This is a genomic window from Methanoculleus sp. (assembly GCF_036677455.1).
In the GTDB taxonomy this organism is placed as follows: domain Archaea; phylum Halobacteriota; class Methanomicrobia; order Methanomicrobiales; family Methanoculleaceae; genus Methanoculleus.
The window spans coordinates 1-25,437 of sequence record NZ_JAVBWL010000039.1 but is presented as its reverse complement, the minus strand read 5'-3'; the positions used below and the strand labels follow the sequence as shown (position 1 = coordinate 25,437).

27 protein-coding genes and 1 tRNA gene are annotated in these 25,437 nt (G+C 65.1%); 12 read left to right on the top strand and 16 right to left on the bottom strand.

What is annotated here, in order from left to right; genetic code table 11:
- Window positions 1-83: 83 nt before the first annotated feature.
- Window positions 84-158, bottom strand: a tRNA-Met gene (locus V6K60_RS08715).
- 162 nt (window positions 159-320) lie between these two features.
- On the opposite strand from V6K60_RS08715, the gene trxA reads away from it, so the two are divergent.
- Window positions 321-737, top strand: a complete 417-nt coding sequence (trxA, locus tag V6K60_RS08710; protein WP_332450134.1) for a thioredoxin — start codon at window positions 321-323, stop codon at window positions 735-737.
- 56 nt (window positions 738-793) lie between these two features.
- Here the strand turns inward: trxA and V6K60_RS08705 are convergent, their stop codons facing one another.
- The 12 genes from V6K60_RS08705 to V6K60_RS08650 all read right to left on the bottom strand — a co-directional run bounded on the left by V6K60_RS08705 (window position 794) and on the right by V6K60_RS08650 (window position 14,232).
- The gene (locus V6K60_RS08705) at window positions 794-1,363 is read right to left on the bottom strand and encodes a flavodoxin family protein (RefSeq protein ID WP_332450133.1); all 570 of its coding nucleotides are present in this window, start codon (window positions 1,361-1,363) and stop codon (window positions 794-796) included.
- Between the two features lie 2 nt (window positions 1,364-1,365).
- Window positions 1,366-2,469, bottom strand: coding sequence for a DUF362 domain-containing protein (locus V6K60_RS08700; RefSeq protein WP_332450132.1), 1,104 nt, complete (start codon window positions 2,467-2,469; stop codon window positions 1,366-1,368).
- 61 nt (window positions 2,470-2,530) lie between these two features.
- The gene (locus tag V6K60_RS08695; protein ID WP_332450131.1) at window positions 2,531-2,986 is read right to left on the bottom strand and encodes a GNAT family N-acetyltransferase; all 456 of its coding nucleotides are present in this window, start codon (window positions 2,984-2,986) and stop codon (window positions 2,531-2,533) included.
- Complete coding sequence (locus tag V6K60_RS08690; protein ID WP_332450130.1) at window positions 2,987-4,369, bottom strand: PAS domain S-box protein; 1,383 nt, start codon at window positions 4,367-4,369, stop codon at window positions 2,987-2,989.
- A 54-nt stretch (window positions 4,370-4,423) separates the two neighbouring features.
- Entirely contained in the window at window positions 4,424-5,740 is a 1,317-nt protein-coding gene (locus V6K60_RS08685) for an ATP-binding response regulator (RefSeq protein WP_332450129.1), read from the bottom strand.
- 1 nt (window position 5,741) lies between these two features.
- Window positions 5,742-6,962 (bottom strand): hybrid sensor histidine kinase/response regulator, encoded by a 1,221-nt coding sequence (locus V6K60_RS08680; protein WP_332450128.1) that lies wholly within the window; start codon window positions 6,960-6,962, stop codon window positions 5,742-5,744.
- Window positions 6,868-8,031, bottom strand: coding sequence for an Hpt domain-containing protein (locus tag V6K60_RS08675; protein ID WP_332450127.1), 1,164 nt, complete (start codon window positions 8,029-8,031; stop codon window positions 6,868-6,870). The genes V6K60_RS08680 and V6K60_RS08675 overlap by 95 nt, the downstream gene beginning before the upstream one ends.
- 11 nt (window positions 8,032-8,042) lie before the next feature.
- The gene (locus V6K60_RS08670) at window positions 8,043-10,424 is read right to left on the bottom strand and encodes a methyl-accepting chemotaxis protein (protein WP_442919561.1); all 2,382 of its coding nucleotides are present in this window, start codon (window positions 10,422-10,424) and stop codon (window positions 8,043-8,045) included.
- 125 nt (window positions 10,425-10,549) lie between these two features.
- Window positions 10,550-11,503, bottom strand: coding sequence for a chemotaxis protein CheW (locus tag V6K60_RS08665; RefSeq protein WP_332450125.1), 954 nt, complete (start codon window positions 11,501-11,503; stop codon window positions 10,550-10,552).
- Window positions 11,504-11,547: 44 nt separating this feature from the next.
- Entirely contained in the window at window positions 11,548-12,408 is an 861-nt protein-coding gene (locus V6K60_RS08660; RefSeq protein ID WP_332450124.1) for a DUF4097 family beta strand repeat-containing protein, read from the bottom strand.
- Between the two features lie 24 nt (window positions 12,409-12,432).
- Entirely contained in the window at window positions 12,433-13,269 is an 837-nt protein-coding gene (locus V6K60_RS08655) for an ABC transporter permease (protein WP_332450123.1), read from the bottom strand.
- A 6-nt stretch (window positions 13,270-13,275) separates the two neighbouring features.
- A complete protein-coding gene (locus tag V6K60_RS08650) occupies window positions 13,276-14,232 on the bottom strand; it encodes an ATP-binding cassette domain-containing protein (RefSeq protein WP_332450122.1) in 957 nt (318 codons plus the stop codon).
- Window positions 14,233-14,584: 352 nt separating this feature from the next.
- On the opposite strand from V6K60_RS08650, the gene V6K60_RS08645 reads away from it, so the two are divergent.
- Window positions 14,585-15,079, top strand: a complete 495-nt coding sequence (locus V6K60_RS08645) for a hypothetical protein (RefSeq protein ID WP_332450121.1) — start codon at window positions 14,585-14,587, stop codon at window positions 15,077-15,079.
- A 24-nt stretch (window positions 15,080-15,103) separates the two neighbouring features.
- On the opposite strand, the gene V6K60_RS08640 is transcribed toward V6K60_RS08645, so the two are convergent.
- Window positions 15,104-15,304, bottom strand: coding sequence for a hypothetical protein (locus V6K60_RS08640; protein ID WP_332450120.1), 201 nt, complete (start codon window positions 15,302-15,304; stop codon window positions 15,104-15,106).
- 198 nt (window positions 15,305-15,502) lie between these two features.
- Between V6K60_RS08640 and V6K60_RS08635 the strand changes: the two genes are divergently transcribed.
- From V6K60_RS08635 to V6K60_RS08615, 5 genes are all read left to right on the top strand, one after another.
- On the top strand, window positions 15,503-15,667 hold the full coding sequence (locus V6K60_RS08635) for a hypothetical protein (RefSeq protein WP_332450119.1): 165 nt from the start codon (window positions 15,503-15,505) through the stop codon (window positions 15,665-15,667).
- A 6-nt stretch (window positions 15,668-15,673) separates the two neighbouring features.
- Complete coding sequence (locus V6K60_RS08630; protein ID WP_332450118.1) at window positions 15,674-16,972, top strand: arginine deiminase family protein; 1,299 nt, start codon at window positions 15,674-15,676, stop codon at window positions 16,970-16,972.
- On the top strand, window positions 16,969-17,913 hold the full coding sequence (arcC, locus tag V6K60_RS08625; RefSeq protein ID WP_332450117.1) for a carbamate kinase: 945 nt from the start codon (window positions 16,969-16,971) through the stop codon (window positions 17,911-17,913). The genes V6K60_RS08630 and arcC overlap by 4 nt, the downstream gene beginning before the upstream one ends.
- Before the next feature lie 61 nt (window positions 17,914-17,974).
- Window positions 17,975-18,313, top strand: a complete 339-nt coding sequence (locus tag V6K60_RS08620; RefSeq protein ID WP_332450116.1) for a DUF5518 domain-containing protein — start codon at window positions 17,975-17,977, stop codon at window positions 18,311-18,313.
- Between the two features lie 60 nt (window positions 18,314-18,373).
- Window positions 18,374-18,745: a DUF5518 domain-containing protein gene (locus tag V6K60_RS08615; protein WP_332450115.1), complete on the top strand. Its 372-nt coding sequence runs from the start codon at window positions 18,374-18,376 to the stop codon at window positions 18,743-18,745.
- Here V6K60_RS08615 and V6K60_RS08610 read toward each other — a convergent pair.
- Window positions 18,738-19,958, bottom strand: a complete 1,221-nt coding sequence (locus tag V6K60_RS08610; RefSeq protein WP_332450114.1) for an MFS transporter — start codon at window positions 19,956-19,958, stop codon at window positions 18,738-18,740. The genes V6K60_RS08615 and V6K60_RS08610 overlap by 8 nt on opposite strands.
- A 129-nt stretch (window positions 19,959-20,087) precedes the next feature.
- Here V6K60_RS08610 and V6K60_RS08605 point away from each other — a divergent pair, with 129 nt between their 5' ends.
- The 3 genes from V6K60_RS08605 (at window position 20,088) to V6K60_RS08595 (ending at window position 23,413) form a co-directional block, all read left to right on the top strand.
- Window positions 20,088-21,464: an MFS transporter gene (locus tag V6K60_RS08605; protein ID WP_332450113.1), complete on the top strand. Its 1,377-nt coding sequence runs from the start codon at window positions 20,088-20,090 to the stop codon at window positions 21,462-21,464.
- A gap of 86 nt (window positions 21,465-21,550) precedes the next feature.
- On the top strand, window positions 21,551-23,161 hold the full coding sequence (locus V6K60_RS08600) for an ATP-binding protein (RefSeq protein WP_332450112.1): 1,611 nt from the start codon (window positions 21,551-21,553) through the stop codon (window positions 23,159-23,161).
- A 93-nt stretch (window positions 23,162-23,254) separates the two neighbouring features.
- Window positions 23,255-23,413, top strand: coding sequence for a rubredoxin (locus V6K60_RS08595; protein ID WP_332450111.1), 159 nt, complete (start codon window positions 23,255-23,257; stop codon window positions 23,411-23,413).
- 218 nt (window positions 23,414-23,631) lie between these two features.
- Here V6K60_RS08595 and tsaA read toward each other — a convergent pair whose 3' ends face one another.
- Window positions 23,632-24,114 (bottom strand): tRNA (N6-threonylcarbamoyladenosine(37)-N6)-methyltransferase TrmO, encoded by a 483-nt coding sequence (gene tsaA / locus V6K60_RS08590; RefSeq protein WP_332450110.1) that lies wholly within the window; start codon window positions 24,112-24,114, stop codon window positions 23,632-23,634.
- Window positions 24,115-24,203: 89 nt separating this feature from the next.
- On the opposite strand from tsaA, the gene V6K60_RS08585 reads away from it, so the two are divergent.
- The gene (locus V6K60_RS08585; protein WP_332450109.1) at window positions 24,204-24,602 is read left to right on the top strand and encodes a nuclear transport factor 2 family protein; all 399 of its coding nucleotides are present in this window, start codon (window positions 24,204-24,206) and stop codon (window positions 24,600-24,602) included.
- A 9-nt stretch (window positions 24,603-24,611) separates the two neighbouring features.
- A partial coding sequence (locus V6K60_RS08580; RefSeq protein WP_332450108.1) for a transposase occupies window positions 24,612-25,437 on the top strand: 826 nt, incomplete at its 3' end.

Genomic DNA, 25,437 nt, shown 5'->3' with positions numbered 1-25,437 from the left:
GGCCCTATCGAGCGTGGGCGCGCCGGAGAGATAAGCAGCAAAATATCTGTGAAAAGATTGCAAAAACGCTGAAGAACCGGACATAGCGAGGGATGGATTTGAACCATCGGTCTACGGGTTATGAGCCCGCCGGGATTTCCTGACTACCCCACCTCGCTTCTCATCTGTGAGGTAGTAAACATTGTACTCCCCGGGATATATACCTATCCGCGGATCCGGTGCGCACTTCCGGCGCTCACCCGCTCCTGTCCCCGGTCCGTCTCCTCCAGGGCGTCGGTTTGCCGAACCTTTAATACGGGCGCGGAGCATAATTCCGCTACATGGAAGAGAAAGGACCGGTAGACGACGACCTGCAGCGCCTCCGGGAAGAACGCCTCCGGGAACTCGAGGCCAGGATCACGGGCACCCCGGGCGGTGTCATCGAGGTCGCCGACGATACGTTCCAGGAGACCGTGGGGAACCACCCCTTCCTGGTCGTCGATCTCTGGGCGGAATGGTGCGGCCCTTGCCGGATGGTGGCCCCGGTGATCGAGGACCTTGCGCATGACTTCGCCGGCAGGGTGACGTTCTCCAAGTGCGACGTCGACCAGAACCCCCGGATCGCGGCGGGATTCAGTGTGACAGCGATACCGACACTCCTGTTCTTTGCAAACGGCATGCTCGTCGACCGGGTGGTCGGCGCGCTCCCGAAAGAGGCCATCAGGGCAAGGGTCATGCGGGCCTTCGGTACCGGTTGACGGGCTCCGGCCTGCCGGTGCCCCCCCGGCCGTCACCCGGCCGCTCTCCCCCCGGGTCAGCGGCGCAGTTTTGTTATCAGGAACGCCACGTTCTCGGCGAACCGCCGGACCGTCCGCATCCCCTCCTCGTCGTTCAGGGCTTCCCCCGGCTCTCTCCCAAAAACCATATTCCAATACGTCGAGCCCGGCACGATCATGTCGTTCATCAAGAAGAACATCAGCAGCTCCTGGATCGTGGCGGTATGCCCGCCCCGCCGCGCCACGACGATCGGGCCCCCCACCTTCCGGGAGAGGAACGAGTCCGATGCCGTCGAGACCATCCCGATCCGTTGCAGCGCCGAGGTCACGTCGCCCCGCGCGGTCCCGAAGTAGACCGGGGTCCCGACGATGAACCCGTCCGCCTCCCGGAGTCTCTCGATGATCTCGCCTAAGTCGTCGTCGAGGGCGCACTCCCCACCGCTGCAGAGGCCGCAGGCGGTGCAGGAGAGGATGCGCGTCCCCGCGAGCGAGACCGTCTCGGTCGTGAGCCCTTCGCGTTCGAGGACCTCTCTGCACGCGCGGAGTACCTGTGCCGTGTTCCCCCCGGGCCGGGGGCTTCCGCAGAGGAGCAGCACGTCTGCGGCCATCGTCACACCTCGATCAGCCGGTAGGCCTCTTCCCCGAGGCCGATCCGGGCGGCGTAGGCGATCTGGTAGTCGCCGTCCGTGTAGTCCCAGACCCCTTTGAACTTGTCCTCTCCCGGGGCATGGTTCGCCGCAAGGTGCGTCCGGGCGAATCCCTGCTCGTTGTTGATGAGGTCGAGACTCGCGCGGTCGATCGCGACCGGGTCGGTGGAGGCGAGGATCCCGATATCCGGGACAACCGCCGCGTCGCTCCAGGGAACGCAGTCGCAGTCCGGGGTGATGTTGAGGAGGAAGTTGATGTAGCCCACCCGCCCGGGCTTACTCCGGGCGGCTCCGAGAGCGTACTCGCAGAGCCGCTCCAGGAACGGCCGGATCTCCGTTGTCCAGTCGAAGTCGATCGCCCCTTCCGGGCAGGAGCGCACGCAGTCGCCGCACCCGACACAGTGCTCCGGGTTGAACTTCGCCCGCCCGTCGACGACCGTCATCGCCGCCTGCGGGCAGACCATGGTGCACATGCCGCACCCGATGCAGTTTTCGGTCTCCAGGCACGGCCGGGCAGCATGCTGCTCCGCCTTCCCGGCGGGCGGGGCGCAGCCCATCGCCAGGTTCTTGATGGCCCCCCCGAGCCCGGCGGTGTCGTGTCCTTTGACATGCGAGAGGACGAGCATGCTGTCGGCGTCGAGGATGCTCCCCGCGATCTTGACCCGCTGGAAGTGCTTCCCGTCGATCGCGACCTCTCTCCAGTAGCCGCCCGCAAGACCATCGGCGATGACCACCGGGGCCCCCGAGACCGCGTAGGCAAACCCGTGCTCGATCGCGGTGACGGTGTGCCTGACGGCGTCGGCCCGGCTCCCCGCATACAGGGTGGCGGTATCCGTGATGAAGGGGTGGGCCCCCTGCTCCTTCACCTTATCGACCACCTGCCGGACAAAGACCGGGTGCAGGTAGGTGTCGCACCCCCGCTCCCCGACGTGCAGTTTGACGGCCGCGAGGTCGTCCGGCCGGATCGTCTCGCCGAACCCGGCCGCATCGAAGAGGCGGCGGATCTTCTGGACTTTGCTCTCATGGTGGCTTCTCGCCCGGAGATTCGCGAAATAGACGTCTGCCATTCTGTATCGGCTCCCTTACGAGTGATCTCTGGTCGGCAGAGGATAAGAATTGGGGGGTCGGTCACAACCCCGCCCGGCGGTACATCGGCCGGACCTCGGCCCCTTCCATGTTTCCTGCCGCCCAGGTGTAGCGTTCGCGGATGTCGGGCGGGAGGTCGCGTTCCGGTATCGAGACGAACCCGAACTCCGCGTAGAGGCTCGTGAGGCTCTCGACCGCGTACATGTAGAGGTCGTCGTTGTGGCAGGCCACGACGAGCGCGCCTACCACCATGCGGGCATACCCCCTGCCGCGATACGCCTCGGGCGTGAAGACGCCGTCGACCTCCTGGCTGCCGTCGGGATGTCTCCGGCACCGGGCGAGGGAGACGATCTTCCCCGCGGAGAAGACCGCGAAGACCCTGTCCCTCGCGGGATCGCCATCCATCCCGTGGTAATCGCGCCAGACCTCGTCTGCAAGAGGGAACTCCGCGCTCCTGAGTTCACGAACCACCGGTTCTGCAGTCGGCCGTTCGTTCACTCAGATCACCCTGTGCCCTTCGGGAGGCACCAGGAGCTCGAACCTGGCACCCGTCCCGAACCTTCCCGTCTCGCGGATCGTGATCCCGGTGATGGCCAGGATCTCGTGGGCGAGGAAGAGCCCGCGCCCGTATCCCTCCGCCTTCTGGACGAAGAGCCCTTCCTTCTCCGGATCAGGGATACCGGTCCCGTCGTCCTCGACGACGATCGCGCAGCCTTCAGGGCGCAGGTGGTAGGTGACGACGATCCGGGTTGCTCCTGTCTCCGGCGCAAGGGAGTTCTCGAAGAGATGGGTGAAGACCGTCCCGAGATGGGGGTCGGCGAAGACCTCGAGCCGCTCCGTCCATGCTTCGAGGGAGACGGGACCGAAGGCGAGGCCTGCGGCTGCTCCCCGGACGGTCTCCTGGACGGGCACCCAGGCCGGCGGCGACGTCCCGATATCGCGGAACTCGCGGGAGATCTCGATCTGCCGCCGGATCCCGTTTGCCGCATCGTTCAGGTCATCGATGAACGAGAGGACCGCCGGGTCGTCAAACTTCATCACGCCGAGCGAAAGATGCCCGTAGAGGACCGCAAGCCGGTTCGAGAGGTCGGTGCGCAGGATCCCCGAGAGGGTGTTGAGCTGGCGGCTGGCGTTCTGGAGCGCGGCCTTCGTCATCACTTCATCGCTCACGTCCCGGATGGACTCGATGGCGCCTGCGACGTTGCTCTTCGCGTCGATGAGCGCGGTCGCCGTGGACCTGAGGTGCGTCCCCTTCCCGTCCCGGAGACGGGAGGTGGTGCTCTCCGAGACGAGGACCTGCCGACGTCCCCCCTCCCCCTGGAGAACCCGGTCTGCAAGGAGCGGCCGCCGCTCCCCGCAGAGGGGTATGGCGTATTCGTGGTCTCCCCGGGAGAGCACGGCCTCCTTCTTCACCCCGGTCATCTCCTCGATCGCGCGGTTCCAGGCGATGACCTTCCCCTCGCGGTCGATGGCAAACGTTGCGTCCGGCAGGAACTCGATGATCTGGTTCATCTGCTGCACGGACTCCCGGAGCCTCAACGAGAGGAGCGCGACCACCCCGCCGACGAGGACGAGGAAGACCGCACGGAGGAGGATGCTAGCCAGGAGCAGCGAATCGGGCGGAGAGAGGAGGGAGGTCGTGACGGCGTAGACGGCCGCGAGGCATGCCGAGAAGAGGAGGCCGTGCCGCGGATACCAGTAGCTCGCAAGGATGATCGGGATGCTGAGCGGGAGGGCCGGAAGGGGGAGGATCCCTTCCGGGGCGCCGAGGAGGAGGCCGAGCAGGTTCCCGCCGAGGGTGAGCGCGGTCAGCCCGGCGATGGCCGCGATACGGTTCCGCGTCCCGGCAAAGGAGATGCCAAGGGGGTTTGTGATGCTCATGAGGGGACCTTCCGGCGTATCTCCAGGCCGCCCCGGCACCGTGGACCGCACCCCTCAGGCGTCCTGACCGTAAGCACGGATCACCTCCGCCGGACAACGGATCTCGAATCGTGCTCCCCTTCCCGGAACTCCCGTCTCTTTGATCGCGATCCCCGTGATGGCCAGGATCTCCCGGGCAAGGAAGAGGCCGAGGCCGGTGTTCATGCCGTGCGCATAGGTGAAGATCTTCTCCTTCTCGTCGCGAGCGACCCCTACCCCGTCGTCTTCGCAGACGATGGTAAACGCACCCCCCTCCTGCCTGAGGCTGAAGGTGATCGTGGTGATCGTCCCCCCGTAGCGAAGCGCGTTCTCGATCAGGTTTGAGAAGACCTTCTCGATGAGCGGGTCTGCGTAGACCTCCACCCCCGCCGGAACGGTGTTCTCAAGGGTTACCGCCCCCATCGAGAGGTAGTTTTTCGACCGTTCCACGAGCGCCCGGACCTCCTGCCAGACGGGTGCTGCGGCACCCACCTTCTGGTACTCGGCGGTGAACCGGATGGTGTTGTCGATCCGGTTCGTCATCCCGACGGCGCTCTCGACGTGCTGCCACGCGTTCTCCGGCTCCCGGTCACGGAGCGAGAGAGCCAGGTCCAGGTACCCCTGGAGCGCCGAGAGCTGGTTCAAGAGGTCGTGGCGGGTGATGCTTGCCATGAGCTGGAGTTTCCTGTTCGCGTCCGCGAGAGCCTTCTCCACGCGTCTCCGTTCCTGGTTCTCCGCCGCGAGGCTCTCGTTGCTGCGCGAGAGATCCCCGACGGCCTCCTGGAGTTGATCGTTCAAGGAGTTCAACTGCTCCTGCGCCTCCTGGAGCTCGGCGTTCTTCGTCACCGCGACGGAGTAGGTTGAGAGGAGGGTGTTGAGGATCTTGAGCCTCCCGGCAGAGATGGTATACACGCTGCCGGAGAAGGGAACCTCCAGTTCTGCCGGAGGGCCGTCCGGCTCGGGCATCTTTGCGGTCCGCAGGACGGCCTCGATCTGCGAGCGGACGTGCTCGGGGGTGACGGGTTTGACGATGAAACTGTCGGCCCCGGATGCGAGCCCCTTCATCACGTCGGCAGGGTCGAAGAGGCTGGTGACCATGACGACCGGGATCCCGGGTTCCTCCTGCTTGATCCGGCGGCAGAGGTCGTACCCGTCCATCCCGGGCATCATGACGTCGGTGAGGACGATGTCGGGGCGGGCGGCCTCGATCCGCCGTAGTGCGGCGGTGCCGTCTGCAGCCAGGGTGACATCGTATCCTTCCGTCTCAAGGATGTGGCGGATATATTCGGCCTGCGTTCGGCTATCTTCCACCACCAGAATGCTCAATGGGGGTTTTCTGTCTCTTTCTTCCATACTACGGCTCCTCTCTCTTGCGGCGCATCAGGTGACGGATCGTATCGATGAAGCCTTTCGTCTCGAAACTGCTCTTGACGATATAAGCATCTGCCCCGACGGCCTTCCCCCGCTCCCGGTCTTCGGGTGAGTCGAGCGAGGTGACCAGCACCACCCGGAGATCGGCAGATTCCCGGGTGTCGGCACGAATCTTCTCGACGAGCGAAAACCCGTTCATCCGGGGCATATCCACATCCGAAACGAGCATATCAAACTCATGCTGCTTAAACTTTGCGAGCGCGTCGACACCGTCGACAGCGGTCTCCACCCGGTATCCGGCTCCCTCGAGGACCGTCTGGAGCAGGACCCGTGAGGTGATCGAGTCTTCAACGACGAGGATCCGCTGCCCCGTCCCCGGGAGTGCGGGTTCCAGCGCCAGCCGATCCGCCTGCATCGCATCCTGGATCAGTTCGAGCGGGTCGAGAACGAGCGCCACGCTCCCGTCCCCGAGGATGACGGCCCCCTCGATCCTCCGGACGGAGCGGAGCTGGCTCCCGAGCGGCCGGACGATGATCTCCTGCACCCGGATCACCTCGTCGACCATGCACGCGATCTGCCCCGCCCCGTATGCGATGATGACGAGAGGTGCAACTCGCGACGGGTCGTAAGAGCCGGACGGGGGGATCCCCAGGATCTCGGTGAGCCGGATGACCTCGATCGTCTCCCCGGAGAGCCGGATCGTCGGCCGGCCCCGGGATGTGGCGAGGGAGTCGGGGCGCACCCGGAGCACCTGCTTCACCTGCTGCATCGGGAGGACGTATACCTGCCTCTCAGAGCGGACGAGCAGCCCGCGGAGGGTGGCCATCCTCACCGGGACGAAGAAGGCGATCGTGGTCCCTTTTCCGGGAGTCGAGGAGACCGTCACCGACCCCCCGAGACGGGATACGGTATCCTCCACGATTGCAAGGCCGAGCCCTCTCCCGGAGAGGTCGGTGACGAGCCGGCTGGTCGTCATCCCCGACTTGAAGATGAGCCAGATCGCCTCGCTGTCCGTGAGGGCTGCGTCCTCGTCCTTCGTGATCACCCCGTTCTCGACGGCGGTTCTCCGGATAGCGCTGCTGTCGATCCCGGTGCCGTCATCGGCCACCTCAATCCCGACCCTGCTGCCGGAACGGGGGAAGACCCGGATCCGGACGGTCCCCCGGGCCGGTTTCCCCCGGGCCACCCGGATCCTCGATCCCATGGTCGATGCTGTTCCTGATGAGGTGCGTGACGGGCTCCTTCAACGCGTCGAGGATACGCCGGTCCACCTCGATCTCCCCTCCCTCGATCACGAGGTCGACCGATTTGCCCGAACTGCGGGAGAATCCTCTCACGAAGGCGGAGAACGGCGCGAGCATGCTCGAAGCCGGCAGCAGCGCGGCGTCGTGAACCAGGTCGGAGATCTCGGAGGTGCTCGCCTTGAGTGCCGTCCGGTCGATCTCCAGGGCCCGGAGGTGCATGGCGAGGTCGTGCTGCAGGCCGGCCACGAACTCCCGGTTGTACTCCTGGAACTCGACCGCCCGCTGGAGCGGCAGGATGAGGTCGGGGGGGATCGCCCCCCTCTCTTCACCGAACGCCTCCCTCCGGATCAGGTGCAGGTCGTTGAACGTCTGAGAGTGGTTCCACTGCCAGAGGGTGAACCGGGTCATCATCTCCTCCAGCTCGCGTATCCGCTCTGTGATGAAGAGCTGGGTGGTGAGGAGACCGTCGGCCCCGGCGGTGAGCCGTTCGAGTTTATGGACCGCAACCCTCACGGTGCCGCCGTTCGGCTCCGGGAGGACCGTCTCGCCATCGTTGCGGCTCATGACCGTGCCGGGAGCACGGCTCTCTCGCGGTGCCGGGTCCGGTTCGCTTCTGGCAGGCCTCCCGTCGACGGCCGGCTTCTTCCCTTCGGGGAGGGCCCGGAGCGCCCCGATGATCTCCGCCGGCGAGGCATCGGGCCGTTCTCCGGCTAAAAGCGCCTTCACGACCGCGAGTGTCCGGAAAAAGAGGTCAAAGTCGTCCACCCCGGGGGTGTACTCGCCGCGCTTCACCAGGGAGAAGACGGTCTCGAGGTTCTGGCAGACGGACTCGATCTCCCGGAGGTTGACCGCACGCGCCGCTCCCTTCAGGCTATGGATCCTGCGGTAGACCGACTCGACCACCTCGGGCTCGAGCCCCCCCTTCTCGAGTTCGAGCAGTCCCCCGGTGATCGCTGCAAGGTATTCGTCCGCCTCCTCGCGGAATGTCTCGAGGAGGCGGGCGCGGAATGCTTCGTCCGGTCCTGCCATGGCAGTTCTGTTCAGACCCGGTACTGCTGGGTGATCCGCTTCAGGCGGCCACCGAGCTCGTGCAGGTCCTCGGCGGTCTTCTCCGCCTTGTGCGTGGTCTCAAGGTTCTTCTGCGCCGCGTCGCGGATGTTCTCCATCGCGCGGGAGATCTGGTCTATCCCTGAGGCCTGTGTCTGGATCGAGGCCGCGATCTCGATGACCTCCTGGGAGGTGTCCGCTATCGACCGGGCGAGCACCTCGATCGCCTCCTGGGCGTTGCTCGTCATCCGGGCTGCGTCCGCAACGGACCGGATTCCCTGCTCGGTCGAGACCGCGGTCGAGGAGACCCCCCGCTGGATATCGGTGAGGATGACCCGGATGTTCGAGGTCGCCTTCTTCGACTGCTCGGCAAGGTTATGGATCTCGTTTGCGACGACTGCAAACCCTTTCCCGAACTCCCCGGCCTTCGCGGCCTCGATGGAGGCGTTCACCGCGAGGAGGTTCGACTGTTCGGAGATGTCGGTCACCGTCGCGATGATCTCGCCGACCGCCTGGCTCTGCTCGGAGAGCCGGATGACGTTCATCCGGACGATGTCCATCTGCCGCTGGATCTGGTTCATCCCGTCAAGGATCTCGCGCACGGACTTCTGGCCGTCCTTTGAGACGTCGAGCGCCCGCATCGCCTTCTCGGAGACCGCCTTCGTCTTCTGGTTCACGAGCTCGGTCTTCTTCCTGACGCTCTCGACCGAGTCCGAGGTCTCGTTCACCGTTGCAGCGGTCTGCGAACTGGCCGCGGAGAGCTGGGTCGTGACCGCCAGAATCTCGTTCGATGCGAGGGAGAGGACCGAGACGCCTTCGTAGAGTTCCTCGCTGATCAGTTTCATCAGCCGCGAGAGTTCTATCCCGATGGTGTTGAGGGCGTCGCGATAGGCGACGAACTCCCCGGCGACCGGGATCTTCTCGTCGAACCGGGCGGTAAAGTCGCCGGAGGCATAGAACCGGGCAAGCCGCATCGCTTCATTCACCGGCTCCGTGATCGACTCAAGGGTCCTGTTGAACCCGGCGATGATCATCTGATAGCCGCCGCGGAACGCCGTCTCGTCGCCGCGGATCGAGAGGTCGCCTGCGCGTGCGGCGTCCGTGAGTTTGATCGTCTCTTTATGGAGGTGGTCGAGAGACTGGACCATCAGCGCGAGCGCGGGCCGGATCTCGTCGCCTTCGTCGGTGACCGGGAACTCCTTGACGTATTCGCCGAGGGCGATCTTCTTCAGCTTCCCGACGACGTTCGTCTGGAGGTCGCCGGCGAACTCGTCCATCATCGCGGCCATGACCCCGATCTCGTCCTGCCGCCTGATGTTGAGCCGGGTGGAGAGGTGGCCGTTCCTCAGTTCTTTGAGCATCAGCACGACCTGCTGCAGGGGCTCAGAGATCGAGCGGCCGAAGAGGATGGCGATGACGACGCCGAGGGCGATGGATGCAAGGACGACGAAGACGATCGTGTTCCGGATGGTATCGATCGGCCCGGTGAAGTCGGAGAGTTCGGCACGCGAGACGATGTGCCAGTCGAGCGGCTCAAAGTAGGTGTAGGCGTCGATCATATCGGTCCCGTCGACCTGGTGGCGGATGACCCCGACCTTGTTCTGGATTATCTCCTGGACAAAGCCCTCATCCGACCAGTTCTCTCCCTCAAGGGACGGGTGCACGAGCAACTGACCGTTGCTGTCGATGACGAACATATAGCCGTTGTTGCCGATGACCGTGTCGCGGAGACTTGCCTTGACGACGTCGAGCGTCTCCTCCTCCTCCGTCCCGACGAAGAGAACCCCGACGATCCTGCCGCTGCTGTCCTTTATCGGCTCGTATGCCGTGACGTAACGCTTGCCGAAGAGATCCCTGCTCCCGTAGTAGGTCTCCCCCTGGCTCACCACGACGTCGTAGACGTTCTGGGTCAGTTCGGTCCCGACCGCCCGGCTGCCATCGGTCCCGATGACGTTCGTGGAGATCCGGACGGCGTGGTCGTCATACACCTGGAAGACCGTCGCCGCCCCGCCGACCAGGGACTGGACCTGGTCGACGATCTCGAAGTTATCGTTGATGACGTACGGATCGCCCTCGGCGTTCACCAGCGTCAGTCTCCCGTCGATGACCTCGGGAGTGCCCCGGGCATAGAAGTTCTCCCGGAGGACGTTGAGGTCGCTGTTCACCTTGTTGCGCGTGAGTTTGTAGACATCGTTGGTCCATCCCCTCGCGTCGTGCACCTGCGTCTCAAGCAACGTCTCGATCTGGTCGTTTATCACACCGCTCGAGCTGGTATACGCTACCACGCCGAGCACAAGTGCCGGAACGATCGCGAGAAATAGACAGATGACGAGGATCTTCGTTCCGACCTTCATGTCAGAGAAAAACGTGAACATTATACCTGGCTCCGCTCGCTCCAATGCGCCGCACTAGATAGATGCACACATCGGAATAAATAATATTCCTTCCGGGAATAGGGGGTTTTTTGGGGCTATTCCGTTCAATGAAAGGTATTACTGCTTCAATTCCGGTTCTCGTCTATAACCATCTGTGGATCGGCGAGGATAGCCGCCGCATCGAGGACGAGCGTCGCACCGTCCGCAACCCCGAGGAGGTAGCGGTCGCCGATCGGCGTCGTGCCGGGGTCTACGGGAGAGAGCCGGTCGGTCGGCCTGGTGCCGATATCCGTGATGTAGTCGGCAAGGATCCCGAAGGTTATCGTCCCATCGGTGAGGACGATGACCCGGTTGAGGTCCGTCAGCCCCTGCTTCGGGATCGAGAAGAGCGTGCTGAGATCGACGAGGGAGATGATCTCTCCCCTGACGGCACATATGCCGGCGATGAAATCGGGCACCCCGGGAACCGGGGTGATCTCGCGGATGATGAAGACCTCCCGGATGTACTGCATCTCGATGGCATACTCCCCGCCGCCGAGCCGGAACGTGAGGATCTCTGAGAACCGGGCCTCCCGAACCTCCTCTTTCGGCCGGGCGGCCGCTCGTGCCCGGACGGCGAGGATCGCCCCGGCTCTCCCGGGATCATGGGCCGGCGCCTCTTCGCCGGTCCTGTTCGCAAGATGGGCGAACTGCCCGCTCCCTTCCGCAGCAAGGAATGCCGGGAGGTCGTGGATGAGGACCGTCCCGTCTTCCGTCAAGAGCGCGCCGGGAGAGGAGGGCGCCTCCGGGAGGGGTTCTGCGCTCGTCCGCACCCCCTGCACCCCATCGACCCAGAGGGCCACGCAGTCCTTGCCGGCGATGATGAGGGCGTCGGTGGTGAGGGGAGGGCGGTCCGGGAGGCCGAGGAGTCTCCGGACCGAGTAGACCGGGACGGGCCGGCCGTGCAGGTTCATGGTCCCGGCCACTCCGCCGGTCCCGGGGGAGAGCGCCACCATCCCGACGACCTGCCGGGTATCGGCGAGAGGGAGTGCACAGGGTATCCCCTCGACGGTGAAGGAGAGGAGGTACGGGCCGTCCATGGATGTTCGATGGTTGGTCGCGTGCGGATAAAAGGTTACGGGGATCAGAGCCCCGAGAGATCGATCTTCCCGTTCGAGGTGGTGACGGCGATCGTCGGCCCCCCGTTGCCGAGCGTGCCCGCTATCCGGGTCCCCGACGACTCAGTGAGCAGGAGCGGGAGGTCGTCTATCGCGATCCTGCCGTTTGAGGTGGTGGCGACCACCCGGACGTCGAGGTCCCTTGCGAGCCGGAGCGTTATCGGGCCGTTTGAGGTGGTGATCGCCGTATCGCCCCGGACGGCAGGGATATCGGCCGAGATCGGGCCGTTTGAGGTCTGCAGCTCGAGAACCCCCCCGGAGTCCTCCACCGTGACCCCTCCGTTGCTGGTCCTTGCGGTGACGTAGCCCTCAAGACCCCTGACCTCGATCGGCCCGTTTGAGGTGGCTGCCGTGATATCCCCGCCGGGAGCGCCGCGGATCCGTATGGGACCGTTCGATGTCCGGAGATCTGTTCCGTTCACCCGCACCCCCGCGAGGTCGATTCCCCCGTTAGAACTCTCGACCCGCTGCAGGAGAACGGTGGGGGGCACCTCTATCGTGTAGTCAACGCTCACCCGCGGGTTTGGCCCGTCATGCACCGTCTCGATCCGGAGGGGATCGCCCTCCGTCACCTCTATCCGGACCTTATCGAGTTCTCCCTCGCCGTAGACGGACCGTTTGACCGCACGGACGGCGACGGTCTCCCCCTCCCGGAGACTCACGTTCACGGACCCGTCCCGGTCGATCACGACGAGACCGCTCCCCGGCTCCACCGTGACCGTCCGGTTGACCTCCTCCGTCGTCTCAAGGCCCGGCACCCCGGTGCACCCGGAGATGGCGACGGCGAGGAGAAAGAGGGCCAGCACCGCATACCCTGCTCCCTGCATATCCACCTCTCTCCCGTTCTGTCCTTATGTAACCACCGCTTTCTGGAACGTCCAGCGGGCGACGACGTACATCACCGCCGCGAAGACCACGAGGTAGGAAAACGATACGAGGAGATCGGTCGTGGTGTAGGAGTAGTAGGCGCCGACGGCGAAGAAGTCGGTCCCGAGGGCGAAGTAGCGTATCCCGTTGACCAGGTGGGTGAGCGGGTTGTAGATGGAGAGGACCTGCAGGAGCGGCGGGAACGCCTGGATCGGGTAGAGGGCGTTCGAGACGAAGAAGAGCGGCAGGGTGAGGAGCGTGATGATCCCCTGCAACCCCTCGGGGCTCTCGAGGCGCATCGATATGGTGGAGGAGAAGAGGAGGAACCCGAGCGAGAAGACGCCGACGAAGACGAATATGCCGAGGACCGCGAGGACGATCCGGGCGGCCGGGTACCCGGGGAAGAACTGCACCCCGAGGAGGAGCCCGAACGCCATGATGATCGCCACCTGGATGAACGATTTCGTCATCCCCGAGAGGCTGACCCCGAGCATGATATGGGTCCGGGGCATGGGGCTTGCCAGCATCTCCCGCATCAGCCCCCAGTTCTTGTCGAAGAGGAGGCTGATCCCCCCGAAGAGGCTCGTGAAGAGGGTCGTCATCGCGATCACCCCCGCGGCCATGAAGGTGAGGTAATCGACCGGAACGACGCCTGGCGGGGGCGGGATAGCGGAGGCGAACCGGTTGAAGTTCGACGACATCGCGACGCCGAAGAACGCCATCCAGAGCGCCGGCTGCAGGAGCGACGCGAAGAGTTGCGTCTTGAACCGGACGAACCGGATCATCTCCCGCCAGTAGACGGTGAGGAACTCCCATGCCACCGCTGCTCACGCTCCGGTATCCCGCAGTTCTCTGCCGGTGTAGTGGACGAAGACGTCGTCCATCGTCGGTTTCTTGAGGTTCACGCTCGAGATCCCTACCCCGGCGTTCCTCACCGCCTCGACGATCCGCGGGAGGCAGTGGCTCCCGTCAGCCGAGATCGTGATCGAGAGGCCGCGGGGCGACTCCGTGATCGACCGGATCTCCCCGACCCCCCGGAGGGTCTCCCGTGCCTTTGCGTCGTCTCCGGTCTCCAGGTAGACGACGTCCTCGCCGAGGGTGTTCTTCAGTTCTTCCGGGGTGCCGGAGACGATGATCTTCCCGCCGTCGATGATGCTGATCCGGTCCGAGAGCATATCGGCCTCCTCCATGTAGTGGGTCGTCAGGAATATCGTCGTCCCGGTCTCGTTCACTCCCTGGATGTACTCCCACATCCGCATCCTGGTCTGGGGGTCGAGCCCCTGAGTCGGTTCGTCGAGGAAGAGGACCTCCGGCCGGGTCATCAGGCCCCGGGCGATCTGGAGCCGCCGTTTCATGCCGCCGGAGAGGTTCTTCGTCCGCTCGTCCCGTTTGGTCCCGAGTTCCACGACCCGGAGCAGGTCGTCGATCCGGCGCCGCCGCTCATCGCGGGGGATGGCGTAGAGCCGGCCGTGGAACTCCATCGTCTCCCAGACGGTGAGGTCGCGGTCGAGGACGTCGTCCTGGAAGACGATCCCGATGGACTCCCGGACCTTCCCGGGTTCCCGGGCGACGTCGTAGCCGGCCACCCGGACCGTGCCCTTCTGGAGGGGGAGGAGCGTCGTCAGGATGTTGATGGTGGTGCTCTTTCCCGCGCCGTTGGGGCCGAGAAACGAGAAGACCTCGCCTCTCCTGACGGTGAAGCTGATGCCGCGCACCGCAGCAAAGCCGTTGAACGTATGTTCGAGGTCCCGCACCTCGATGATATCGCCCTCTCCCGTAATCACCACCCTCCCGGTGCAGGGATTCTCCGCGCCTCTCACCCTCTCCTACACGGTGCCGTCATATCTTCTTTTCCGTGCCCGGCTCCCGCCCCCTCGCGTGGCCCCCGTGCGATCTCGGGCCACCTGTCCCGATCTAGACCCCGGGGTGCGGTCCCGGGCAGCAAACCCGTTCCGGGCCTCGTTTCCGCCGGCAGGGGATAGATATTCTGAAATACCTGGACTTCCTCACCCTTCAGAGAGACGGCATGTACGGCTGCTATTCGCTCGCCCGCAGGGGCAACCAGGGGGCTCTATCCGGGTATAGCACCCCTCCCGGCACCGGCGCACCGGAAGGCGGAGAGCGGAGGGCAGGGTTGTGGTGACCCGGGCTTGCCGGGTGGCTCTCGCCCTCCTCGCAGCGCTGACGCTGGTGACGACGGCAGGCGGGCTTGTGGTCGATAACGCCGATATGAGCCCGGCAGAGGTGAAACTCCTCTTTGCGATGCGGGAGTATACCCTGACCTACAACGAGTATGCCCCCCGGCTGCCGGGGTGGGTGACCGGACCGTTCGAAGCCGAGAAGGTCAACCTTCACGTCGTCTCTCCCGACGGCGTGATGGTCATCGGGATCACCTTTCACGACCGGAAGATCGTCCAGTTCGACGCAAAGGGCTGCCCGGACCCGCTCGTCACGGTGACCGCCGACTCCGCGGTGGTCGAGGAGGTCATGCACTCGAACCAGCCGTTTGACGTCTTCCGGGAGGCGATGCGAAACGGCACCGTCACGATCGAAGGGGAGACCCTCCTCGGGACGTTGCGGTTGGGGATGGTATGGTTTGGGCTCTGGGTGATGGATCTCCTCAGGTTGTGACGGGCTGAAAAATAGGCGGGGATCTCAGAGTCCTATAAGGCGGATGCAGAACCCGAGGATCAGTCCCGACATGGCCGATGTAGCCGAGAGGGCCGCGAGGACGGCGGCGTTCACCACCGGCCCGGTCCTGAGCGGGGTGTAGGTCGGGTTGCGCTGCAACCGCCGCACTACCCTGAACGGTTTTGCGGTCGTTTGGATGGGGGACTTGTAGCGTCTGATCTTCATGTGAACACCTCCCTGGTTGCGGTAGTCGCTCTTATGAGTCGATTGTTCCCCGGAATAATAATGATTGCGATTCCGCGTTCTCGGGGGCAACAGGCGGGTCTCGGCGCGTGGATCGAGACGGAGACGGCAGGACCCCTCTAAAACTCCCGCTCCGAGTTCGCGGCAGGTTTATCCGTCTGGCGACCAGAGGACTCATCGATGCATCGGTATGCAAGAACTCTCCTCTACGGCATCCTCGTCTTCGTCATCTACTCCGGGATCAGTTTCGCTCTCAGCGGACGGGTGAACTGGACGCTTGCGGCAGCAACGGCCGCCGGGGTGATGATCGCCTACTACTTCATCGCCCCACGGCATGGGGGGTGAGGCGGCATGGCGGCGGGCGTGCGGGCGGAGTGGGAGCGGCTCCGGACGGTTGCCGTCCACCGGCCGGGGATCGAGATGTTCTTCGGGCTGCTTCAGCCCTATGCGGCGCTCTACGAGCGGGCGTTCAGCCGCTACGAGGCGCGCCGGGAGCACGATGCGCTCACCCGCACCCTCCGCGAGGAGTTCGGCGTCCGGGTGCTGCACCTCAAGGAGACGATCCTTGAATCCGCCGACCGCGACCCGGCGGTGCGCCGGCGGCTCGTCGATTGGGCGCACGAGACCGTCACCTTCCGGGGGAGCCCGGGGGAGGTGGCGGAGGCACGCCGGAGCATGGAGCAGAACGCCGATGGACTGGACTCGCTCCACTTCTTCACCCTCCTCCTCATCAACCCGGTCCTCGAGGTGGGACGGGGGCACCCCCCGGGCGGGGTGGACGTCCGGATACCCGGGCAGAGCCCGCTCGCCAACCTCTACTTCATGCGCGACCAGCAGGCGGTGACCGGCTGCGGCCTCGTCGTCGGCCGGCCGGCAAAACAGCAGCGGGCCCGGGAACCCGGGATCACCCGGTTCCTCTGGGAGACCCTCGGCATCCCCATCGCCGGGACGGTCGAGGAGCCGGGGACGTTTGAGGGCGGGGACTTCATGCCGATGGGGGAGTTCGCCCTCATCGGCACCGGGGACCGGACGAACCATGCCGGAGTCCGCCAGTTCCTCGGCTGCACCCCGGGCTACGACGAGATCGGCGTCGTCCACCAGCCGGGCCACCCGCTCATCCCGGGCGACCGGCCCGACCCGATGGTCGATATGCACCTGGACACCTACTTCAACGTCGCGGGAAGCGGCGTGGTGATCGGATCCGGGGCCCTCCTCCGGCGGGCGCAGGTCGACGTCTATCTCCGGGCGAGCGGGGGTTACGAGTTCTCGGGCGAGGCCGTGCCCCTCTACGACTACATCCGGTCGAAAGGCTTTGCGGTGATCGACCTCTCGATCCTGGAGCAGCTCTCCTACGCCGCAAACATCCTCTGCATCCGCGACGGGTGCATCCTTGCGGTGGAGGGGGAGCAGGTGGTGCCGACGGTCCTCCGGAACCTGGAACGGAAGGCCGCCCGTGACCCGCAGCGTTACGGGCGGCTCCTCCAGGCGGCGGAGGAAGACTATCGCCGGATCAGGGCCGCCGGCCGGTTCTTCCCGCAGAAAGAGGAGTTCTCCCGGCACGGCATCGAGGTCCACCCGCTCCGCCTTGAGAACCTGACGGGGGGCTACGGCGGCCCCCACTGCATGACCTGCACGCTGGAGCGGGGATGACGGGGAAGGCCGTGGTGATTGCACTCGGCGGGAACGCCATCCTCCGGCACCGGGAGACGGGGACGGCCGAAGAGCAGCTCGCAAACGTCCGCCGCGCCGCACGACAGATCACCGGGATCGCAGGCAGCGGCTATGCGGTCATCATCACCCACGGGAACGGCCCCCAGGTGGGGGACATCCTCCTCCGAAACGAGCTCACGAAGGACACCCTCCCCCCGATGCCGCTCGATGTCTGCGGGGCGGAGAGCCAGGGGATGATCGGCTACCTGCTCGCGCAGGCGATGGAGGAGGCTCTCCGGGAGGCCGGGCTCGACTACCCGGTCGCGACGGTGCTCACCCGGACCCTGGTCGCCGGGGACGATCCGGCGTTCGAGAACCCGGAGAAACCAATCGGGCCGTTTTACACGGCGATGCAGGCAAAACGGCTCGCGGACGAGAAGGGCTGGCGGATGGTGCAGCTGCCGGGGCAGGGCTATCGGCGGGTGGTCCCCTCGCCACGCCCGGTCGCCCTCGTGGAGGGGGAGGCGATACGGAGGCTCTTCTCGGCCGGAGTGGTCGTGATCGCCGCGGGCGGCGGCGGCGTCCCGGTGGTCGCGGGTCCCGGGTCCACCCTCCGGGGTGTCGAGGCGGTGGTGGACAAGGACTACACCGCGGCGCTCCTGGCCCGGCTCGTCGGCGCCGGCGACCTGCTGATCCTGACCGACGTCGAGCGTGTCGCCTTGAACTACGGGCGGCCGGATCGGCGGGACATCAGCGAGATGACGGTTGCTGAGGCGCGGGAGCACCTCGCGGCGGGGCAGTTCCCGCCCGGGACCATGGGGCCGAAGATCGAGGCGGCCATCGGGTTCCTCGAGGCGGGAGGGGGCCGGGTCACCATCGGGTCGCTTGACTCGGCCACCGCAGCCCTTCTCGGGCGGGCCGGGACCCGGATCCGCCGCTGACCGGCACCCGGCCCAACGCTTATATACTACATCTCCGAATTCCCGGCGGTGATGGAAGGATATGGCTGATAACTTCTGGAGGGGTGTCATCGTCGGGTGGCTCGTGGGGCTTATTCTCGGCTTTCTGCTGCCGGTCATCGGGCCGCTCGTCGGCGGGTTCGTCGCGGGCTGGATGTCCGGGCGCGGAATCGCGAACGGTGCAAAGGCCGGGCTGCTTGCCGGCATCCTCGGTGCCATCGTCATCGCGGTGCTGCTCCTCGTCGGCGGCACGGTTCTCCTCGGGGCGTTCGGGTTCATTGCGGGCCTCGGAACGTCGCTCGTCATCATCGTGGCGGCGTTCGTCTACCAGGGGATCCTCTCCCTGATCGGTGGGGTCATCGCCGGGGCGATCCGGCGGTAATTGCAGGCAGACCACCGGGGAGGATCACCCTCCCCGGCTTCTTCTCAACCGAAGGCGAAAGTGGCGGAAGACGGCGGTTCGTTCTGGCTCTCCACGCTCGTGGGACTCATCTTCATGCTCTTCATCAGCCCGTTCTTCCCGGTAGGGGGCCCGATCCTCGGGGGGATCGTCGGCGGCTACCTCGGGCCGCCGGGAGCGGCCAGGGGGGCTCTCGGGGGGCTCATGGGCGGGCTCATCGTCGCCGCGATCTTCTCGGTCGTCGCCGTCGTCGGGGGGACCGCGCTCCTCGGCCCTCTCGGCGCCACCATCGGCCTCGGTATCACCGTCCTTCTCTTCGTCCTGGCCCTTTACTTCGGGCTCCTCGGCGCCGTCGGCGGCGCGATCGGCGGGGCGCTCAAGGCATGGGTGGTCTTTCGCCGCAGGACTACGTGATGAGGTCCCCGATCCCCTCCTGGACCCTCACCGCGATGCGGGAGCGGTACATCCAGAGGTAGGCGAGCAGCGCCGCAACCTCGACGATGACGACGTAGGCGACGATATGCCCGATCGAGACCTCGTAGAGGACACCCATCACGGCGCTCCCCACGAACCACGCCGTCCCGAAGGCCGCGCTTGTGGTGCCGTAGGCCTCTCCCCTCCGGTCCATCGCCGTCGACTCGGCGATCGACGCCCGGAGCGAGGTCTCGAAGATCCCGATCCCGGCCCCCCAGACGAGTGAACCGGCAAGTGCCAGAGTTGGAACGGGCGAGAAGGCGAGCAGGACCGTTGCGGTGCTGAGGACCGGGATGGCAAGAAGCGTATGAATACCGACGCGGTCGAAGACCCGCCCGACGAGCAGCGCCACGACGACCGAGACGACCATCGCAGAGGCGTAGAAGAGGGGGATGGCGGCATCGGGGATGATCGATTGGGCTTTCAGGTGAAAGGAGATGAGCGGGAAGCTGGCAAATCCGGCCATACCGAGGAAGATGAACGTGACGTAGGGCATGATCCCGGGCAGGTCGCTCTCCATCTCGCCGGTCCCCCCTTCTGCCTCCAGACGTCCCGGCTTTGGGACAACCGACCGGGCGAAGAGGAGTATCACCGCAACGCCGGCGAGGGGGATCCCGAGCAGGAGGAACCCCGGTCCGTAGCCGCCGGTGAAAGCGAGGGCGGCGACCATCACCAGCGGGCCGATGACGGCACCGACCTGGTCGAGGGCCTTGTGAACCCCGAACCCCCACCCCCGCCCGACCGAGGTCGTCGCATGGGAGAGGATCGTGTCCCGCGCCGGCGTCCGGACGGCCTTTCCTATCCGTTCCGCGATGATGAGGAGTGCCGCAGACTCCCACCTCCCCGTCAAGGCGAGGAGCGGGATCGCGGCGAGCAGGCCGTAGCCGGCCATCGCCACCTTCCAGTAGCGGCGGTTCCGGTCGATGTATGAGCCGGTGGCGAACCGGAGCGCATACCCTATGAACTCGCCGAACCCGGCGACCAGTCCGACGACGGCCGCGCTCCCGCCGAGGAGGAGGATGTAGGGGCCGGTGACGCTCCGGGCGCCGTTCGAGACCAGGCTCCCGAGGAGGCTTGCCACGCCGAGGAGCAGGATGAGCCGGAATGAAAGGTCGTAGACCTCCTGCCGGGTCCCGGGGGATGGGTCGGGCATCTTTGCGGGGATAGGGGGGCCGGGTCTATAAGGTATTGCACGGACCCGGAACGAACGATAGCCGGTCCTTAAATAGGGCAAATAGCAATACCTGTTATACGCTCTCTATAGGGAGGATGGAGGCTGGCAGTGAAGCAGGAAGAGGAGAAACCATATTCGCGAAGATTTATCCTGATCCTCATCACCGCCGTCACGTTCCTCAACCCGTTCACGGGATCCGCGATCAACCTGGCCCTGCCGGCCATCGGGGCTGAGTTCTCCGCCGACGCTGCCATGCTCGCCTGGATCGCGAGCGCCTATCTCCTCTCGTCGGTCATCTTCCTCCTCCCGGCGGGGAGGCTCGGCGACTCCCGGGGAAGAGTCACCGTCTTCCTGCTCGGGGTCGTCGTCTACACCGCCGGCTCCCTCCTCACCATCTTCACGCCCACGCTCGAGCTGCTCCTTGTCTTCCGGTTCCTGCAGGGGATCGGCGGCGCCATGATCTATGCAAACAGCGTGGCCCTGATCACCCACCTCTATCCTCCCGGCAAACGGGGCACCGCTATCGGGCTGAATGTCACCGCCACCTATGCCGGGCTCTCGCTCGGGCCGTTCCTCGGGGGTGCCCTGACCCAGTTCTTCGGCTGGCGGAGCATCTTCATCCTGACCATGCTCCTCGCCGTCCCGTCCCTCCTCTACGCCGGAAAGTACCCGGCGTTCCTGAACGAGCGGCGCGACGAGCGCTTCGACGTTCCCGGGATTGTCATCTCCTCCGCCCTGATCCTCTGCCTCTTCCTGGGCCTCGCATGGGTGACCGCCCCGGCCGGCGTGGCGCTCCTCGTGGCGGTCGTCCTGCTCGCGGTGATCCTGATCCGGGTGGAGCAGCAGCAGCCCTGCCCCATCCTCCCGGTCTCGCTCCTCACGTCGAACCAGGTCTTTGCCGCCTCGAACGGGGCCGCCCTGATCAACTACAGCGCCACGTATGCGGTCGGATTCCTCCTCTCCCTCTACCTCCAGTACGTCCAGGGCTACGAACCCATCGCCGCGGGCACCCTGCTCCTGATCCAGCCGGTGATCATGGTCTTCGTCGCCCCGATCTCGGGCCGCCTCGCCGACCGGATACAGCCCGGGCTCGTCGCCTCAGTGGGGATGGCGCTCTCGGGCGCGGCCCTCTTCGGCTTCTCCTTCCTTACGCTCGCGACGCCGGTCGCCGCGATCGTCGCCCTCCTGGTCCTGCTGGGTGTGGGGGTCGGGCTCTTCTCGTCCCCGAACACTACCGCCATCATGGGCTCCGTCACGAAGCAGGATTACGGGTGCGCATCCGCGATGACGGCGATGATGCGGTCGCTCGGCATGATGCTCAGCATGGGAGCGGTCCTCGTGGTCTTTGCGGTCATCATGGGATCGACCGTCGTCACGCCGGCGATATTCCCGGAGTTTCTGCTGAGCCTGCGACTGGTCTTCTTCGCGCTCGCGGTCCTTTCGGCCTTCGGTGTCGTCCTCTCGCTCAAAAGGAATAAACTCTGATAGTCCGGGGCTCAGGGGGGAAACGCCGCCCCCCGGTTCCTAAAGAAATGGTTAAACCTCCCCACACCCTGTGATCTCTTGATCGGATGGAACTCGCAATCGGCAGGGCCGGTGAACGGGAGGTCGCCGTCGATGCCCAGGAACTGGTCACGGGGAGGACCTGTATCATCGCGCAGTCGGGTGCCGGGAAGAGCTGGGGCATCGCGGTCCTCTGTGAGCGGCTCCTGCAGGCACGGATAGGGTTCTGCCTCATCGACACGGAGGGAGAGTACTCCTCGCTCAAAGATCGGTTCTCCCTCACCTGGATCGGATCAGGCGAGAACTGCGACGCGGAGCTCGGGAAGGTCGATGTCAGGGAGGTGATGCAGGATGCCATCACCTCAAGGACGGCGGTGATCTTCGATGTCTCGGAGGCGGCGGATATGCGCGAAGAGGTCTCGAAGCTCGCCGAGATCCTCTACGACCTGGAGAGCCGGGCAAGGCAGCCCTTCCTCCTGATCGTGGAGGAGGCGGACAAGTTCATCCCCCAGGTCGGCGTCTCCGTCAAGAAGATCGAGGAGATATCCCGCCGGGGACGCAAGCGCGGGCTCGGCCTCCTGGTCGCGACCCAGCGGCCGTCGCTCGTGACGAAGAACGTCCTCTCCCAGTGCAACAGCCAGATCATCGGGAAACTCTCGATCGAGAACGACCTGAAGGCGGTCAGCCTCTTCTTCTCGTCCCGGAGAGAGGTCGAAGAACTCGCGGAGCTCGAACCCGGGGAGTTCTTCGTCATGGGCGGGCTCTCCCGGGAGAAGGTGAAGATGCGGTTTGGGCAGCGGCTCTGCGAGCACCGGGGGACGACACCCCGTCTCACGCCCGCACCCCGGGTCGAGCCGGCGGCCCTGCCCGAGACCCGCACTCCTCCCCCGAAGAACGATCCCCTCCCTGAGAGCGATCCGCCCCCGGCGGTCGATCCGGTGGAGCCGCCCGCTTTCGGCGAGGCGGTGGTCCCGGTGCTGCTCCGCGAGGAGGCGCTCGATATCGCGATGACGATGCGGAAGCGCCGGTTCTTCCTCCTCGAACCCGAAGAGAGAGTCGTCTCGGGCGATCAGGTCTACCGGCCGCTCCACCGGATAGAGGTCCGCTACATCGGCGGGTTGATCCTGAAAGGGACAAAGACGGCGTCGTTTGTCATCGACGGCTGCACCGGCAGCGTCGTTGAGGTGGACCGCGGGCTGACGGTCAGGCCGGGGTTTGCGGAACTCCTGGGCCTCGACGAGGCCGCGGTGAAGGTCGTTGCCGGGCTCGCGAACGGCGGATCCACGCTGGTCGAGATCGAGGCCGAGACCCGTCTTGCGCCCGACGTGGTGAAAAAGGCCGTAAAAAGCCTCAAGCGGGCGAAACTGATCACGGAGATGAAGACGATGGGCGACACGGTGGTCTACGTGCCCCTGCTCGCCGAGGAGGTCCCGGCGCTCTCCGCCCTCCGGCGGGGAGCCGACCTCCCGATGGAGCCGCTCCGGGAAGCACCCGCCGAAGCGAAGGTCACGGAGGCCTCGTTCCGGACCGTCCTGAAAGGGCTTGAGCCGACGGCGGAGATCGTCAGTTTTCAGACGATCTACTACCCCGTCTTCGTGATCCGGTTCGCATCAGACCACGGGGAGCGCTCAATCGTCCTCGACGGCTGCACGGGAAAGGAACTCCCGCTCCCGGTATAAGGGATCGACGGAGCGTTTATCCCTGCCCCGGAGAAAATGAAAAGTATGCACCTCGACCGACCCTGCGGTCGGTCGGGGCAAGGAGAGATGGCTATGGATTCCTACAAATGCAAACTCTGCGGTTACGTGTATAACCCCGCAATCGGCGACACTGCGAGCGGCGTCAAGCCCGGAACGGCCTTCGAAGAGATTCCCGAGACCTGGAAATGCCCCCGGTGCGGCGCGGGGAAGAGCCGGTTCGCCAAGATCTAAGAGAACTGTCCCTGACCGGATTCCGGTCTTTTTTCTCGTAGCACGCACCGGTTAGCGTACCGCGCTCCCTCGCCCGAACCGGAAACCACTGTATCTTTCTCTGCGATTCCTCTCGCCTCGCTGAACGATTCACCCCCGACAGGGGTTGGATAGAAAAAGCCCCTGCGATCCTGAGGTGTTCTACCCCGACCGTCCCGTAATGTTGCCCCTCTCGCCGGTCAGCAGAACCGGCCGTCCGAGCGCCTGGTGCGGGCGGCCTCCGAGGCCGAGGCCAGCCACCCGGCCCGCTCGTCGGGGTAGGCGTCGAACGCCGGGACGTAGGGCTTGATGTCGATGACCGGTGTTCCGTCCAGGATATCCACGTCCTCGATGGTGAGCGTGGCGCCGTCGACCGCGACCAGTCTGAGCACGGAGAGCCCGATCGCGTTCGGGCGGCGGGGTGCCCGGGTCGCAAAGATGCCGTGGGACGTTGTATCGAGGAACGGCACCACCTCGAGCGCGTAGCCCTCCGAGCGGTGGAGGTGGTAGAGGAGGATGATCCGGGAGAATCCCGTGAGGTCCTTCAGGCCCGCCGCGTAGGCGGGGTCGAGTTCGATCGTGCCCCGGACACCCCGGGCGCCGACGGGCTGGATGGGCATGTCGCGGGGGTCGCTGAAGGGAGAGTGGACGGTGCCGATGGGAGTGAAGGTTATCGGGGTCATGAATACCAATCTCCGGGAGAAATGAAGAGGGTTTGCGTCCGGGCAGAGCGCGGGAAACGGTTATCACCCCGTGCGTTTACGTGCTCCTTATGGAAGACCTCGTAACGGTTCTGCTGGAGATCGAGAAGCGGGCCTGGAAGGCCAATGATGCCCGGGACGTGGCGTTCTACCGTGAGTATCTCGCGCCGGGAGCCCTTGTCGTCAGCCCCTGGGGCGTCCTGGACCGGGAAGGGATCCTCGGGGATCTCGTGAAGAATCCCCATGAACTGCCGGAATACACCGTTCAAGACGAAAAGGTCGTACCCCTCGGGGAGGAGAGTGCCGTCCTCACGTATACCGTCTCCCTCGGCGTCCAGACGTTCTATCTCTGCGGGGTTGAAGGGGCAGAGCGGGAGGGCTCCCTCCGCAAGGGGGGAGGTGAAAGCGGAGCCCCTTCTTCACTTTCGCGGTGCGCGGTTATTCTTTATGACGGAGAGGAGCCAACATAATCCTATCGTATGCTGCGGAGGTACCAGTACCGGCTCTACCCGACGAAGGATCAGGAAGTCCTGATCGCCAGGCACCTCGGGTGCTGCCGGTTCGTGTACAACTGGGCACTCGACCGCAAGAACTCGGCGTATCACGACGAGGGGGCCAGTCTGTCTGGGTACGACCTCATAAACCAGCTTCCCACCCTCAAAGGCGAGTTGCCCTGGCTGAAAGAGGTCAACGCCCAGTCGCTGCAGCAGTCGATCATCCACCTTTCTCGTGCGTTCACAAATTTCTTCGAGGGCCGTGCCGAAGCACCGACCTTCAAGAAGAAGCACAGCCCCGAACAGTCGTTCACGGTGCCGCAGGCGTATACCGTGGACTTCCAGCAAGGGACGGTAAAACTCCCGAAGATCGGGTCGATCAAAACCGTCTTCCACAGGACGTTCACCGGGACGACGAAGTCTGCAACGGTGATCCGGAAATCAACCGGCCGATACTTCGTCAGCATCGTGGTCGAGGATGGCAAGAAACCCCCGAAACCCCCCGATCCGATCCCGGATCAGACGGTCGGGATCGACCTGGGTCTCACGCACTATGCTATCCTCTCGACCGGGGAGAAGGTGGAGAACCCGAAGTATCTCAAGAATTCGCAAACACGGTTAGCTGTGCTCCAGCAGCGGCTCGACCGCAAGGAAAAAGGGTCGAAGAACCGGCACAAAGCCCGGCTCAAGGTTGCCCGGTGTCACCAGAGAATTGCCGATCAACGGCGGGACTTCCAGCACCAGCTCTCTTCTCGACTGGTTCGCGAAAACCAAGCACTAGCCGTGGAGTCCCTGAACGTGGACGGTATGG